The organism is Vagococcus intermedius (assembly GCF_029144185.1).
GTDB classification, from domain to species: Bacteria; Bacillota; Bacilli; order Lactobacillales; family Vagococcaceae; genus Vagococcus_D; species Vagococcus_D intermedius.
In genome coordinates this window covers 565,780-581,663 of the sequence record NZ_CP110232.1, presented here as the reverse complement: position 1 = coordinate 581,663, position 15,884 = coordinate 565,780, and the positions used below count along the sequence as shown (strand labels likewise).

The following is a 15,884-nucleotide window of genomic DNA, read 5'->3' as shown; positions in this document are numbered from 1 at the left end:
ATATTAGTATACTATTGACTCATACCATTATATGCTTTTAGCGTGTTCAACGTCACAACACTTGTATCACTGAAAAAATCACCAATATGTTGTTTTTTTCCAGTAAAAATTGTTACTAAATAAGCCAGCATAAAAGGCCCCACCTGCATCATAAAACGACAAGCTCCTTCTCTAATCAAAACCGTTTCCCAGCTCAACCTTGCTTCATTAAAACAAACAACTTGAATACCAAAGATCATCTTCCCAATTGTTTGACCATTGGTTAACTTTGTCATCAAAATAAAATAACCTAAATAGATAATTGACTCAACAATCGCTATTCCTTGTAAATTAATCATCGATGTCGGGATTAACCAAACAAAAAATGTTGATAGCGCATTGATACAAATTAAATCAACTAAAAAAGCGTACAACCTGATCCAAAAACCTGCATAAAAATAGTCTGGAAAATCATGAAATACTGGCGATTTTTTACTTTTCCTTGCTGTTGTCAAATAAGACCATGCACTTTGTCTTTGGTATCTCGTTTTTGGATCATCCGGGAGATTATTTTTTTCTTTCTCTTTTAAATGTTGAAAATAATCTGTCACTTCTTTTTTTTCATGCTGACTTTTACTGGCTTTAATCATTTTTTTATTGTCTAGTGGCTCTCCTACAGACGGACTACTTCCCTCATTTTCATCACTTAATAACGCATCCAATAGTTTTTCTACCCGTTCATCCTCTAGATCCTCAGAGACTGAACGGGCTGTTCGTTCTTGTCCTTCTATTTTATCCGTCACACTTTCTGTCGTCACTTCTGAATGATCATCATTTATCATTTGCTCTTGTTGTTTCTTAATAGCTTGTTGCTTTTTCCACTCAACTAATTCCTCTTCTGAGGGGAAGCTTGGCAATTTTTTTAAGTCTTCTCGATTATCTTTAGCGTCTTCCTGACTCCCATCGATCCGATCTTTGAAGTTATCTTCCTTAGTCATCTTACTCCCCTCCGTATAAATACATCATTTCAAGAGGTGATACCTCTTCTTTTGGCATTAGTGATTGATTTAAAGGAGATTGACTCTTAAATCCTGTCAACTGATTGATAGCTGAACTTAACCAATTACCACCTAAACTTTTAGCAAATGAATTATTAGTATTGTCATAGCTAATCACTGAGGCATCACGTAATTTATGCTCTTTTCTCAGTGCTTCTAGCGCTTCATCAGGATAGCCTAATTCATCGACCAAGCCATTTTCTTTAGCTTGTTGTCCATCATAGATACGACCATCTGCAATTTTTTTAACCGCTTCTTCTGACATCCCACGACCCTCTGCAACTAGTTTAACAAAACGATTATAGGAGCTATCAATATTTTTTTGCAGTACGTCACGTTCTTCTTTTGTCCACTTACGAGTACTTGACCCTATATCTTTAAACTGACCACTTTTAACAGTTTCGTCTTTAAAACCAATCTTATCAAAAAATTCTGACATATTTAATCCCGTCATAATCACACCGATTGATCCTGTCATCGTTTCTTCTGTTGCAAAAATTTTATCAGCCTTAGCTGAAACATAATACCCGCCACTAGCTGCCATATTTTTCATCGACACATAGAGTGGTATCTTACGATCTTTTTGAATTTTTGTTAATTCACGAGCGATTTCAGCACTTTCATAAACGCCACCACCCGGTGTATTCACTTCTAGTAAGACCCCTTTAACAGTTTCGTCTCCTTCAATCGCTTTCAATTGCGACATGAAAAAATCATGATTATAGCCCTCACTACCAAATAAACCAGCTGATTCTGTTGGGCCAATTGTGCCATCTAGCTGTAACAACGCAATTTTTTGATTGTCATCACGTTCATTGATGACTACCTCTGACAATTGACTATCTGTCATATGAGAGGTTAATTCTGTTTTAGCATCAGGTACGGCAACTAAACTTGTAGCCAATAATAAGCCCGCTGCAATTCCTACCGCAATCCATCTCTTTTTATTCATCTTCTTCTCCTTCAAAAGTTAGTCAGTTTATTTTAACATAAACTATTTTTTAGTAGCCTGTTCAAACCACTTGCTGTAACAAAAAAGCCTGGAATCAAGATCCCAGACTTTTGATTATGTCATTATGCAAAAATCATCAACTAGTGATTATTAAGCTTGCAATAATTCATAAATCTCCATTGCAACTAAATCAATATCGTCAAATTGATACACTTGTTGTGTGTCAGTTTCTGTTAATTCAAACATTTCATTTGCTGAATCATAAGTTACGATACATCTTTCGTTACCTTCACGCTCAAAACGACGAACTTGAATTTCATTATCCGTTGCCTCAGTCATAGCTTCTAAACGTTTGATAATCGCTACTAATTGTGAATGTCTCATAGGGTAAACCTCCTTCAATATCACTTTCTGTTATATTGTATCAGACTCTTATATAACATGCACCGAAAATAATCATTTTTTTTGATTTTTTTTTAGCCTCATCTTATTTTTTATATCAGTTAGTCAAATTACGACCACCATAATTTAATTAGAGCCTGTGTCCCCTCATTTTCAAATCCATTTTTTACTAGCTCCTCATACAGTTCTTTCGCTTTTTCGGTGGCAGGTAACGCTATATTCATTCGTTCTGCTTCACTTAAAGCAATATTTAAATCTTTCACAAAATGTTTAACGAAGAAGCCTGGTGTGTAATCCTCTTTTAAAATTCTAGGAGCATAGTTTGCTAACGACCAGTTAGCTGCACTACCTCCACCGACTGTATCCAATACTTTCTCCAAATCAAGTCCCGCACTTTTAGCATAAACTAATAACTCTGTCATTCCTGTCATCGTGCCAGCAATCATAATTTGATTGGCCATCTTTGTATGCTGTCCCGAACCAGCTGGACCTTGTAGGTTTACTTTTGAACTAAAAATAGCTAATAGCTCTTTGATTTCTTCAAAACTAGAAAGATCTCCGCCAACCATTGTAGTCAACGTCCCATTTTTAGCACCTAAATCCCCACCAGAGACCGGTGAATCAAAACTAATTGCTCCTCTATCAGTAGCCGTCTTAGCAATCTTTTGTGCTAAAACAGGCGTACTAGTCGTCATATCTATTAAAATTTTATCTGTAACTTCCGCTTGAAAAATACCACTTTCGCCATAATAAGTCTCCTCTACATCATGTGGATAACCAACCATTGTAAAGATAATATCGCTAACTTCAACAATTTGTTGTGGCGAATCTTGCCATATCGCACCTAAACCGACTAACTCATCAGCCTTTTGTTTGGTCCGATTGTAAACAGCCACCTCATAGTTACTTGCAAGTAAATGCTTAACAATGGATGACCCCATTACGCCTGTTCCGATAAATCCAATTTTTTTCATCTGTTGAAGCCTCCAATTCATTTTTATTGATAATAATATCTACCTTTATTATACATTGAATCCGTTTTATTAAAAAGCCTTTCACAAGAAATAAGCATACTATATTGGGGAGATTACTAAATGAAAACTAGATACAAAAAAAAGCTTAACTCCTAGGAGCTAAGCTTTTTTATTATTTAGTGTAAGAATCAACTAACGCTACAACCTCATCAGCTGTATCACATTCGTTAATTGCTTTATCCGCTAGTTCAGCCATTTTAGCTGTATCTAAACGTTTCATCAAGCTACGAGTTTTAAGAATACTTGTCGCACTCATTGAAAATTCATCTAAACCTAAACCAACAAGTAGTGGTACAGCTGTTTGATCGCCAGCCATCTCGCCACACATACCTGCCCATTTCCCTTCAGCATGTGCTGCATCAATAACGTTTTTAATTAAACGTAAGATTGACGGGTTATAAGGTTGGTATAAGTAAGAGACACGTTCGTTCATACGGTCTGCTGCCATTGTATATTGAATTAAGTCATTCGTACCAACACTGAAGAAATCGACTTCTTTAGCAAATTTATCAGCAATCACAGCTGCTGCTGGGATTTCAATCATGATACCTACTTGAATATCAGAGGCTACTTCGACACCTTCAGCAATTAATTTAGCTTTTTCTTCATCTAAAAGGGCTTTAGCACTTCTAAATTCTTGAAGTGTTGCAATCATTGGGAACATGATACGTAATTGACCATGAACTGATGCACGTAGCAAGGCACGTAACTGAGTACGGAACATTGCATCTTCAGCTAAACAAATACGAATAGCGCGGTACCCTAAGAATGGGTTCATTTCATGTGGTAATTGTAAGTAAGGTAACTCTTTGTCTCCACCAATATCCATTGTACGAACAACAACAGGTTTACCAGCCATACCTTCTAAAACAGCTTTATAAGCTTGGTATTGGTCGTCTTCTGTTGGGAAATCTGGTGAATCCATGTATAAAAACTCAGTACGGTAAAGCCCCACTGCCTCACCACCGTTATTGTTAACACCCTCTAAATCTTTAGGCGTTCCAATATTGGCAGCTAATTCAATGTGTTTGCCATCAGCTGTAACAGTCTTAGCATCTTTTAACTTGTCCCATTCAGCTTTTAATTCAGCATAATCTTCACCAATTTTAATGACAGCTGCTTTTTGTTCATCTGTTGGATGAATAAATGCTTCACCATCAATACCATTTACGGCCAACATATCGCCTTCAGCAACTTTAGTCGTAATTTCTTTTGTTCCAACAATTGCTGGAATCTCTAGAGAACGAGCCATAATAGCTGAGTGAGAGGTACGTCCACCGATATCAGTAACAAAAGCTTTAACATAGCGACGGTCTAATTGAGCCGTATCACTTGGTGTCAAATCGTGTGCTACTACCACAACTTCTTCATTAATCATTGAAGGGTTGGGTAATTTAACGCCTAATAAATGACTTAAAATTCGTTTAGCAACATCTTTGATGTCAGCAGCACGCTCTTGCATGTAAGGGTTATCTTCCATCGCTTCGAACATACCAATAAACATATCTGTTACTTCTTTTAAGCCTGATTCAGCATTAGTTTTGTTATCTTTGATATTGCTTTCAATACTACCAATCATTTCTGGATCTGAAAGAACCATTAAATGTGCATCAAAAACTTGTGCTTCAGCTTCTCCAAGAGAGTCTGCTGCTTTGTCTCTGATAGCTTGTAATTCTTCTGTTGATTTTGCTAAAGCGCTTTGTAAGCGTGCAATTTCGCCTTCTGAATCTTCAACTGTTTTCTTCTCAAATGATAGATCTGGTTGTACTAGCAAATAAGCTTTAGCAACCGCTACGCCATCACTTGCCCCAATACCTTTTAACATTTCTGCCATTATTCTGATAAACCTTCTTTAGTCATTGTTTCAACGATTGCTGCCATAGCATCTGCTTCGTCAGCTCCATCGATTGAAATTACAACATCAGCACCTTGGCCAACACCTAATGACATAACACCCATGATTGATTTTAAGTTTACTGATTTACCTTTATACTCTAAGTTAATATCAGAGTTAAATTTGCTTGCAGTTTGGACTAATAAAGTCGCAGGACGTGCATGAATTCCTGTATCAGCAATAATGTGAAAGTTTTTTGTTTCCATAGTAATCGTTCTCCTTTGAGTATGTTTTTTTTGATGAAGCAAGGTACTTATTTTTTATAAAAAATAAATTTATATTTTAATAAGATATAAGCCCTTTCTCCAATAAAGAGTACCATTTTTTTAGAATACTTACAACAGTTTTATACTTTCTAGCAAACTTTCTGAATCTCTATTACTTTTTTCATGTTCTTTTCACAAATTATGGTTGAAAACGGTACACAATTTTACCACCTAAACCCGCTTCTCCTACAATTTCCTTACGTTTAGGATGAGTATTCCAACTTTCCCTAAACAATAAAAACTCTGGTTGCTCAATGATCAACTCGTCAATTTCGCCTGCTACAAGTTGTGTTAATAACTTATTATAGTCACGTTCTTCCATCAACTTCCCCTCCTTTTTTGTCTAGTTTAACATAACAAATAACTTTGTTAAAAATAATTTAAATCACTAATCAATATTCTTGATTGATAATTTAAAGATGCTATAATTAAATCAAAGGTCAAAAAAGGTCAATTATTATATTACGACCGATTTTGCCTAGTCAATTAAAGGATGTGATTGATATGAAATGCCAAAATTGTCAACAAAATGAAGCAACTATTCACCTTTACGCCACTGTTGGGAATGAGCGTAAACAGTTAGATTATTGCCAATCTTGTTATAAATCTTTAAAACAACAACATGAAAAACAGTTGTCACAACAACAAGATCCTTATGGGCTAGGAGCAATCGATGATTGGTTCCGTTCCCTATCTAAACAATTAAATCAACAAAATTCTACTCCTCCTAAAACTCAGGCAGGAAATCATAATGGCACTAACAACCAACCGCCACACACTAATAGAGAGAGTTCTTTATTGACTGAATATGGCTTAAATTTAACAGAAGCCGCTCGACAAGGTAAGATAGATCCGGTTATTGGACGTGACAAAGAAACCATGCGAGTGATTGAAATCTTAAATAGACGTACTAAAAATAATCCCGTTCTCATCGGGGAACCTGGGGTTGGGAAAACTGCCGTTGCTGAAGGTCTTGCTTTAATGATTGCCAATGAAAAAGTGCCCCAAAAACTAGCCAATAAAGAGGTAATTCAACTCGATGTGGTTGCCTTAGTCCAAGGAACCGGAGTACGTGGGCAATTTGAAGAACGTATGCAACAACTGTTACAAGAAGTACAAAATGATGACCGTATTATTTTATTTATTGATGAGGTTCATGAATTAGTTGGTGCTGGGAGTGTCGGCGAGGCTAATTTAGACGCTGGCAACATCCTGAAGCCAGCTTTGGCTCGTGGTGAAATCCAAATGTTAGGCGCTACGACATTAAATGAATACCGTATCATTGAAAAAGATGCTGCCTTAGAACGTCGCTTACAACCTGTTCAAATAAATGAACCCACCCAAGAAGAAACCTTGGCTATCCTAAAAGGAATTAAAACACGTTACGAAGATTATCATCATGTGACTTATAGTGAAAAAGCCTTAGCTAGTGCTGTTAGCTTATCTAGTCGTTACATTGCAGATCGTCATCTGCCTGACAAGGCAATTGATTTGCTTGATGAGGCGGGGTCTAAAAAGAACTTGACGATTCAAACCATTAATCCTGATTTACTAGAAAAACGCATCAAAGAAAATGAACAGCTTAAACACACCGCTTCTATAGAAGAAGACTTTGAAAAAGCTGCTTATTACCGTGATCAACTAACTAAATTGATGACCTTAAAAGAAAAAGAAATTTTAGATGAAGACCGACCTGAAATCACTGAAAAGGATATGGAAAAGATTGTAGAACAGCAAACAAATATCCCGGTTGGCGCTCTTCAAGAAAAAGAACAACAACACTTAAAAACACTAGCAGATGATTTACGTCAAAAAGTAATTGGGCAAGATGAAGCTGTTGATAAAGTAGCTAAGGCTATTCGTCGTAATCGAATCGGACTAAACCAAAAAAATAGACCGATTGGTTCTTTCTTATTTGTCGGACCAACAGGAGTTGGGAAAACAGAACTAGCCAAACAATTGGCTTACGAATTATTTGGTTCCAAAGATAATATGATCCGTTTCGACATGAGTGAATTTATGGAAAAACATAGTGTTGCTAAACTCATTGGCTCCCCGCCCGGTTATGTTGGTTATGAAGAAGCAGGTCAACTAACAGAACGGGTACGTCGTCAGCCTTATAGTTTAATTTTACTAGATGAGGTAGAAAAAGCTCATCCCGATGTTTTACACTTATTTTTACAACTACTAGAAGATGGTCGTCTTACTGACTCTAAAGGACGCACCATTAGCTTTAAAGACACCTTGATTATTATGACAAGTAATGCCGGTACTGGTTCCGTTGAGGCAAGCGTTGGATTTGGCGCTAGTCGTGATGGACTGACACACTCCGTCCTAAATCAGTTGGATCAGTTTTTCAAACCAGAGTTCTTAAACCGTTTTGACGGTATTATCGAATTCCAGTCCCTAAGTAAAAATGATTTATTGCAAATTGTTGATTTAATGTTATTAGACTTAAATCAACTACTTGCCAAACAAGCACTTGATTTAGTCGTCGATGATGCTGTCAAACAGCAACTTGTAGAATTAGGCTTTGATTCAAAAATGGGAGCTCGTCCCTTACGTCGTGTGATTCAAGAACAGATTGGTGATAATCTAGCAGAGTACTATTTAGAAAATCCAGATACTGACAAGTTTAATGCTCGGTTAACAGCTGACCAGACCATTAAAATTGAACAACGACCTCTATAAAAGGTTGTTTAAACCTAATTAATAAAGCAATAACGTTCAGAGGCCTCTGAACGTTATTTTTATCTCCTTTATCAAGTAGATATCTTTGAATTTTTTTAATAAAAGCGTTATACTTGAACTATAGAAACAAACCTAATGAGCATTATTTTTAACTAGGTTTGAAAACATTTTGTGGGGTGAGATAAATGAAATTAATAGATGTTACTAATAGTTATCCAGATTTAGTCAGTCAACAGTTGGATAGTACTGATGCCACTTTTATCCGCGTGTTTACTCTAGGTAAATCTTCAGTTATTTATACAGAAGCTCCAACACACAAAGAAATTTTGATTACAAACAAACAACGTAATATTAAACAAGATGAGATTCAAGCGGTAATGCGTCGCCTTATTAAAACAGAACAAGAAGAACATACCTTAAATATGCTGCAAATGGACGGTATTGTCGAAATTTCAATCCCCGTCACACAGGAGTTAGAAGAGGAAAGTATCAGTGTTTCTCAATAATATAAAAAAAGAAGCCAGCTCCCAATTGGAGTTGACTTCTTTTTTTCATTATAGTAACGATTTTAATTCAATATCTGGGTACTTATCAGCAAACCAACGCATTGCAAATTGATTTTCAAATAAGAATAACGGTTGCTCAAAACGATCTTTCACTAAGATGTTACGACTTGAACTCATACGCTCATCTAAATCTTCTTCATCAATCCAACGAGCCGTCTTAGTTCCCATTGGTGTTAAGACAACTTCCGTATTATATTCATTTAGCATACGGTGTTGGAAAACTTCAAATTGAAGCTGTCCAACAGCCCCAATAATATAATCTTCTGTCACAACGGTTTTATATAATTGGATAGCCCCTTCTTGGACTAACTGACTCATTCCTTTATGGAATGATTTTTGTTTCATCACATTTTTAGCTGTTACTTTCATAAATAGTTCAGGCGTAAATTGTGGTAATTCCTCATAAGCTACTTTTAACTTTCCTGAATATAAGGTATCCCCGATTTGATAGTTACCAGTATCATATAAACCAATAATATCGCCTGCTACAGCACTTTCGACAGTTTCACGACTATCAGCCATAAATTGAGTTGAATTCGTCAACTTGAATTTTTTCCCAGTACGCTCTAAGAAAACATCCATCCCACGCTCAAACTCTCCTGAACATACGCGAATAAATGCAATCCGGTCGCGATGAGCTGGGTTCATGTTGGCTTGGATTTTAAACACAAAACCTGAAAATTCTTCTTCATAAGGACTGACTTCTTCTTCTGCGACAGTTGTATGGGCAGAAGGACTTGGTGCAAATTTTAAGAAAGTTTCTAAAAATGTCTCTACTCCAAAATTAGTTAAAGCCGAACCAAAGAAGACAGGTGTTAACTCGCCTGAAGCAATGCGTTCTTCTGAAAACTCATTACCCGCTTCGACTAACAATTCAATATCTTCCAACGCTTGATTATAAACTGAATCTTGGTGTAAGGGATGATCTGCTGGAATATCTCCTGCATCATTTAATGAAATAAAACGCTCTGTTCCATATTTTTCAGGGCGATGTAATTCAACACGCTTATTGTAAACGTCGTAAAGTCCTTCTAACCCTTTCCCCATACCAATCGGCCAATTCATTGGATAAGATTCAATTTCTAAGACCTCTTCCAATTCAGATAATAAATCTAGTGGTTCCCGACCATCACGATCCAATTTATTCATAAAAGTAAAAATAGGAATGCCACGCATACGACAAACTTTAAATAGTTTTTTTGTTTGCGCTTCAATCCCTTTAGCACTATCAACTACCATGACAGCAGCATCTACTGCCATCAATGTTCGATACGTATCCTCAGAAAAATCCTCATGTCCAGGTGTATCTAAAATATTGACACGCTTGCCATCAAAATCAAATTGCATAACAGAACTAGTAACTGAAATCCCTCTTTGTTTTTCAATTTCCATCCAGTCAGATTTTGCAAAATTACCTGTTTTTTTACCTTTAACTGTTCCAGCTTGACGAATTGCTCCACCAAAAAGTAATAACTGTTCAGTAATTGTTGTTTTACCAGCATCCGGATGGGAAATAATCGCAAATGTACGGCGACTATCAACTGCATCTCTTAATTTATTGCTCATTAGTCCACTCCTTAAATTATCATTGATTTCTATCATTAACACACTACTTGCTTTTTTATATAAGAATCAACGTTGTTTACATTTTTTCACCTCTATAAGTCAAAAAAAGACAAAAAAGTTGTCATTCCTTGATAGTATATCATGAAGAGGTTTTAGAATAAAGCCTAACTCATAGCGCTTATCCTTTAGAGTCTGACCCAACTCAGCTTCAAAAAATTAATTATCCCACTTTATTTTCCACTCACCTATTTAAAAACATAAACCATTAAGAGAGTCACTGACTTTTCTGATTTTAGTAATTTATTAAGAATATTGCACATGCAGGCTATTACTATTAGGAATACTTTACGGTATAATATGGACGGATTAAATATTTTTATTAAAAATGGAGGTAATTATGAGATTAAGATTTTTTATTATTGGCACACTTGGTCTAATCCTATTGACCTTTGCTTTAACTAGCTTTTTCTATGCTAAGGCAACAAACTCTGGGAAAAAGAACCGAAAACCTTTTACTATTTTTATGACCTTATTAGCTTTGATTGGCTTAAGTGGCTTCAGTTACATGACTTATAACTTTGTCCAAACCAAATACCTAGCACGTCACGAAAGACAAGCAGAGCAATTGATTGACAATACTACTGGAGAAAAAATTACAACGAAAGCAAATGCTAAAGAACGCTTAGTTCTACCTACTGCTTATAATACTGTTGAAACAACTCATCCTTCTGTCGTCGCTTTTCCTGAAAAATGGCACGGCTATAAATATTGGATGGCTGTGACTTCTTATCCTAAAGGAGATGCCGCTAAAGAGAATCCACATATTTTTGGTAGCAATGACTTGGTAACTTGGGAAGCCGCAAATGACTTGAAAAATCCTTTGGATGAACCAAAATCTAAAGAATTTGATCAAGATAACAACCCAAAACAATACGATTCAGATACTCATATTGTTTATAACAAAGAAAAAGATCGTCTAGAAGTCTTCTGGCGTTATGTTGATGATATTAAGCAAGAAGCAATCATTTATCGTGCAGATACACTTGATGGCAAAACTTGGAGCGATAAAAAAATTACCAATCGTGGCCCTCGTAAAACCGATGATTGGGTATCTCCTGCCTTTGTAAAAGACGAGAGTGGTTATAAAGTTTGGTATGTTGCTAACGGTTACCGTATTTGGTATCGCGAAAGTCAGGATGGTCAAACTTGGACAAAACCTGTTGAAGTAAACGTTCCTTACGAAAATAAAACAGCTAACATGCATCACTGGCATTTAGATGTTCAAAAAATTGAAGGAAAATATGAAATGATTTTAGTTGGTTCAAAACAAGAAGGTGAAAAACCTGACCTTGAAGAGCGTCATGTTATGAATCTCTATCACTCATCTTCACCAGATGGAAAACAATGGACTGATTTAACCCCTATCATCTATCCCTCACAAAAAAAAGAAGCATGGGACGGACGTGGAATTTATCGTAGCTGCTTCATCAAAGAAAATGGTAAGTATTACGTCTTCTACAGTGGAATCGGCTTTGACGATACACGAGGGATTGGCTTGTCTTATGGTGCTGATATTAACAACTTAACTGGCGTTGATATGTCTAATTATGCAGATCTACATAAAAAAATAAAATAATACTAAAAAAAGACAACGATTAATAGTTAATCGTTGTCTTTTCATTTCTCATCTCATCACCTATCATCTTTATAAATAACTTATGCTATAATAGATAAATTACAACGTGTAGGAAAGGAGTCGACACACCCTATGACTCAAACAAAACATCAAATTTTACAAACTTATTTTGGTTATTCAGAATTTCGTGAGGGCCAAGAAGAAATTATTGACGCTTTACTGCAACGACAAGATGTGTTAGGTATTATGCCTACTGGTGCTGGAAAATCGCTCTGCTATCAAATCCCTGCTTTGGTGTTCGATGGTATTACACTCGTCATCTCACCGTTGATTTCTCTAATGAAGGATCAAGTTTCTGCGCTCAAGCAAGTCGGTGTCCCTGCCGCTTATTTAAATAGTTCTCTAACACCTACTCAACAAAATAAAATGTTGATGAACACACGACAAGGTCGTTATAAACTAATCTACATAGCGCCTGAACAACTGACAACCAATCGTTTTTTAGAGCTATCACGTCACTTAAAGATTGATTTCATTAGCGTAGATGAAGCCCACTGCGTTTCCCAATGGGGACAAGATTTTAGACCCGGTTATTTACAAATAAATGACTATATCAATCAGTTACCTATCCGGCCAGTCGTTGGTGCTTTTACCGCCACTGCTACCCCTCTTGTCAAAGAAGATATTACACAACTTTTAAAACTTAAAGATCCTTATACTATTACAACTGGCTTTGATCGTAAAAATTTAACTTTTACTGTTGCAAAACCAAAAGATAAATTTGATTTTGTTGCTAAATATGTAGATAATCACGAAGAACTGAACGGGGTTATCTACTGTAACTCACGAAAAAATGTTGAAGAAGTAACCGAACGACTAAACGAGATGGGCTACAGTGCTACCCGCTATCATGCTGGTTTAGAAGATGCTGAACGAAAACTAAACCAAGAACTTTTTGTGACAGATCAAGCTAAAATTATGATTGCAACTAATGCTTTTGGTATGGGAATTGATAAATCAAACGTCTCCTTTGTCATCCACTACAATATGCCCAAAAATATGGAAAGTTATTACCAAGAAGCGGGCCGCGCTGGACGTGATGGGTCGACAGCTGAATGTGTCTTACTTTATAGTGGGCGTGACGTGGTAACAAACCAATACTTTATTGATAATAACGCTGAAAACGATCAATTGTCCGAAGAAGAACGTGACCAATTTAAAAAACACGAGCAAGAACGCCTTAAAAGAATGTCATTTTATTGCTTCACACAAGATTGCTTACGTCACTATATTTTGATGTACTTTGGTGAACGAAGTCCTCACTATTGCGGAAACTGTAGCACTTGCTTAGCCAATACTGAAAAAATAGATGTGACGATTTCAGCCCAAAAAATCATCTCCTGTGTCAAACGTCTCCGTGAAAACTACGGCATACGTCTCGTTATCGATGTCTTACGTGGAAGTGAGCAACAACGTATCAAAAGCTTGCACCTTGATAAACTATCCACTTACGGTTTAATGAAAGAGACTAGTGAAAAACAACTGCGTCAAATGATTGAGTTCATGCTAGCTGAATGCTACTTAGAACAAGTTGATGGTCAATATCCTACTCTAAAATTAGGGTTTAGAGCAATAGAACTACTTAAACCTAATGCCACTTTAATGATGAACTTAGTCAAGGAAGAAGCCCCTAAAAAGAAAAAAAGGTTGGCAAACGACGATATCAAAAATCCAGCACTATTTGCAAAATTACAAGTATTACGTCGCAATTTTGCAGATCAACAAAAAGTCCCTGCCTATATTGTCTTTACCGATGCAACTTTGCGTGAAATGACAACTAATTTACCAACAACCGCCTCTGAATTGACTAAAATCAATGGTGTTGGGGAAGCTAAATTAGCAAAATATGGCGAAGACTTCTTGGAACTAATCACAGACTATATCGCAGAACAAGCATAAAAAAAACTTTCCTAAATTAGGAAAGTTTTTTTATTATGAGGATTACTTACCCCTACTTCTCAGAAATTAAAAAGCCCGTTACTCTTTTTTTGAGTTAGGGGCTTTCATTTAATTTCTCAAAGTAAAACGGGAGTTAATCGCGACTATCTTTAGGGCTATTACTCCCTACTTCTCGGAAATTAAAAAGCCCGTTACTCTTTTTTGAGTTAGGGGCTTTCATTTAATTTCTCAAATTAAAACGGGAGTTAATCGCGACTATCTTTAGGGCTATTACTCCCTACTTTTCGGAAATTAAAAAGCCCATTACTCTTTTTTTGAGTTAGGGGCTTTCTTTTAATTTCTCAAAGTAAAACGGGAGTTAATCGCGACTATCTTTCCCGAAGAATTTTTTGTCTTCTTTTTTTGTTTCTTTTTCTTCTGGTTCTGAAGAGTCTTCGGGATTTGGCGTGTTAAAGGTTACTTTAATTAAAAGTACTCTTGACCCTTCCATTTCTTCTGAGACTAGTTCCATATCTTCTACCTCATAGGCAAGCTTTTCATCTTCATCTGGGATTGTTCCAAGAGCAGTAATCAGATAACCTGCCATCGTATCGACGTCTTTCATGTCTAAATTTTTATCAAATAACTCATTAAAATCATCAATTGGCATTCGACCTTGGACGTAGTAAACATTCTCTTCTATTTGTGAATATAATTTTTCAACTTCATCAGATTCATCTTCAATGTCACCAACAATCTCTTCTAACAAATCTTCCAAAGTCACAATCCCTACCATGCCACCATACTCATCTAATAAGATAGCCATCGCATTTTGGGTGCGTTTTAACTCATATAGCAAATCATCAGTGAAAATAGTTTCTGGAACAAAGAGTGGTTCTTGTAAAATTGATAATAAATCAATTTTATCAAAACCTTTAGAATACGCTTCTTTTAATAAGCGTTTCAAATGCAAGACCCCTATCACTTTATCTTTGTCATTATCATAAACAGGGATTCTTGAAAAACTATTATCTAAAACTAATGCTAGATTTTCTTCTATCGGGTCGTTTAAATCAACCATGAACGCATCTGTTCTTGGAACCATGACTTCTCTGGCTACTGTTGTATCAAGTGAAAAAACACCTTGAACCATCTCTAATTCTTCTGATTCTAAGACGCCCTCTTTTTCCAACATGTAGCGCATTTCATCTCGTGTCATTTTGTTGTCAACATCATCGAATTTCATAGGTGTTAGTTTACTTAAAAGATCTGTCGAAGCTGATAATAACCAGACAAAAGGTTTGGCAATAACACCGATCGCACTGATTGGACCAATTGCAAAGCGAGCAACCTCTTCCGACTTATTCAAAGCGATTCTTTTAGGATATAGCTCGCCAAAGACAATTGAAATATAAGTTAATAACACTAATACAGAAATTTTAGAAAGCTGCATTGCCCAAGTAGCATCACCAAATAATGGTGCTAATTTTTTAGCAAATGCATCAGCAAGCGACGCTCCGGCTAAAATATTTACTAAAGTAATCCCGACTTGGATCGTCGATAAAAAATGGCTCGAATTACTTAGTAAAGCAAACAGTCGCAACGCTTTTTTATCACCTTGTTCAGCTTTTTGTTCGATTCGATTTTTGTTTAATGAAACAACCGCAATCTCGGCTGCAGCAAAAAACGCATTTAACAATGTTAAGACCACCAAAATAACTAGTTGGCCCACTAAGGACTGACTCTCTGGGTCAGCATTCATACTTTTTTCTCCCCTTATAATGTAGGAAAGCCTTACTAACTAAAATACTTACAACTAAGCAGTATTTTAATCAATAAAGGGCTTCATACAGTTCATTTAATTTTATAGGAAAATCGTATCATAGTTAACTTATTTTGACA

13 protein-coding genes are annotated in these 15,884 nt (G+C 36.2%); 4 read left to right on the top strand and 9 right to left on the bottom strand.

Annotation, left to right across the window (positions count from 1 at the left end):
* Window positions 1-11: 11 nt before the first annotated feature.
* The 7 genes from OL234_RS11025 to ykzS all read right to left on the bottom strand — a co-directional run bounded on the left by OL234_RS11025 (window position 12) and on the right by ykzS (window position 5,907).
* Window positions 12-629 carry an RDD family protein gene (locus OL234_RS11025; RefSeq protein WP_437184432.1) on the bottom strand — a complete coding sequence of 206 codons (618 nt, stop codon included), beginning with the start codon at window positions 627-629 and terminating at the stop codon, window positions 12-14.
* Window positions 630-978: 349 nt separating this feature from the next.
* Window positions 979-1,989 (bottom strand): signal peptide peptidase SppA, encoded by a 1,011-nt coding sequence (gene sppA, locus OL234_RS02610; protein WP_275469623.1) that lies wholly within the window; start codon window positions 1,987-1,989, stop codon window positions 979-981.
* 150 nt (window positions 1,990-2,139) lie between these two features.
* Window positions 2,140-2,373, bottom strand: coding sequence for a YkuJ family protein (locus OL234_RS02605; protein ID WP_275469622.1), 234 nt, complete (start codon window positions 2,371-2,373; stop codon window positions 2,140-2,142).
* Between the two features lie 128 nt (window positions 2,374-2,501).
* On the bottom strand, window positions 2,502-3,365 hold the full coding sequence (locus OL234_RS02600) for an NAD(P)-dependent oxidoreductase (RefSeq protein ID WP_275469621.1): 864 nt from the start codon (window positions 3,363-3,365) through the stop codon (window positions 2,502-2,504).
* 172 nt (window positions 3,366-3,537) lie between these two features.
* On the bottom strand, window positions 3,538-5,259 hold the full coding sequence (gene ptsP / locus OL234_RS02595; protein ID WP_275469620.1) for a phosphoenolpyruvate--protein phosphotransferase: 1,722 nt from the start codon (window positions 5,257-5,259) through the stop codon (window positions 3,538-3,540).
* Window positions 5,259-5,525, bottom strand: a complete 267-nt coding sequence (locus tag OL234_RS02590; RefSeq protein ID WP_275469619.1) for a phosphocarrier protein HPr — start codon at window positions 5,523-5,525, stop codon at window positions 5,259-5,261. Before OL234_RS02590 ends, ptsP begins: the two co-directional genes overlap by 1 nt.
* Before the next feature lie 199 nt (window positions 5,526-5,724).
* Window positions 5,725-5,907 (bottom strand): protein YkzS, encoded by a 183-nt coding sequence (ykzS, locus tag OL234_RS02585; RefSeq protein ID WP_275469618.1) that lies wholly within the window; start codon window positions 5,905-5,907, stop codon window positions 5,725-5,727.
* A 182-nt stretch (window positions 5,908-6,089) separates the two neighbouring features.
* Here ykzS and OL234_RS02580 point away from each other — a divergent pair, with 182 nt between their 5' ends.
* Window positions 6,090-8,276 carry an ATP-dependent Clp protease ATP-binding subunit gene (locus tag OL234_RS02580; protein ID WP_275469617.1) on the top strand — a complete coding sequence of 729 codons (2,187 nt, stop codon included), beginning with the start codon at window positions 6,090-6,092 and terminating at the stop codon, window positions 8,274-8,276.
* Window positions 8,277-8,461: 185 nt separating this feature from the next.
* Complete coding sequence (locus tag OL234_RS02575) at window positions 8,462-8,782, top strand: DUF1827 family protein (protein ID WP_275469616.1); 321 nt, start codon at window positions 8,462-8,464, stop codon at window positions 8,780-8,782.
* A gap of 48 nt (window positions 8,783-8,830) precedes the next feature.
* Here OL234_RS02575 and OL234_RS02570 read toward each other — a convergent pair whose 3' ends face one another.
* On the bottom strand, window positions 8,831-10,408 hold the full coding sequence (locus OL234_RS02570; protein WP_275469615.1) for a peptide chain release factor 3: 1,578 nt from the start codon (window positions 10,406-10,408) through the stop codon (window positions 8,831-8,833).
* Between the two features lie 397 nt (window positions 10,409-10,805).
* Here OL234_RS02570 and OL234_RS02565 point away from each other — a divergent pair, with 397 nt between their 5' ends.
* On the top strand, window positions 10,806-12,044 hold the full coding sequence (locus tag OL234_RS02565; RefSeq protein ID WP_275469614.1) for an exo-alpha-sialidase: 1,239 nt from the start codon (window positions 10,806-10,808) through the stop codon (window positions 12,042-12,044).
* A 132-nt stretch (window positions 12,045-12,176) separates the two neighbouring features.
* Window positions 12,177-14,003: a DNA helicase RecQ gene (recQ, locus tag OL234_RS02560; protein ID WP_275469613.1), complete on the top strand. Its 1,827-nt coding sequence runs from the start codon at window positions 12,177-12,179 to the stop codon at window positions 14,001-14,003.
* 358 nt (window positions 14,004-14,361) lie between these two features.
* Here the strand turns inward: recQ and OL234_RS02555 are convergent, their stop codons facing one another.
* Window positions 14,362-15,744: a hemolysin family protein gene (locus OL234_RS02555; RefSeq protein ID WP_275469612.1), complete on the bottom strand. Its 1,383-nt coding sequence runs from the start codon at window positions 15,742-15,744 to the stop codon at window positions 14,362-14,364.
* Window positions 15,745-15,884 lie beyond the last annotated feature (140 nt).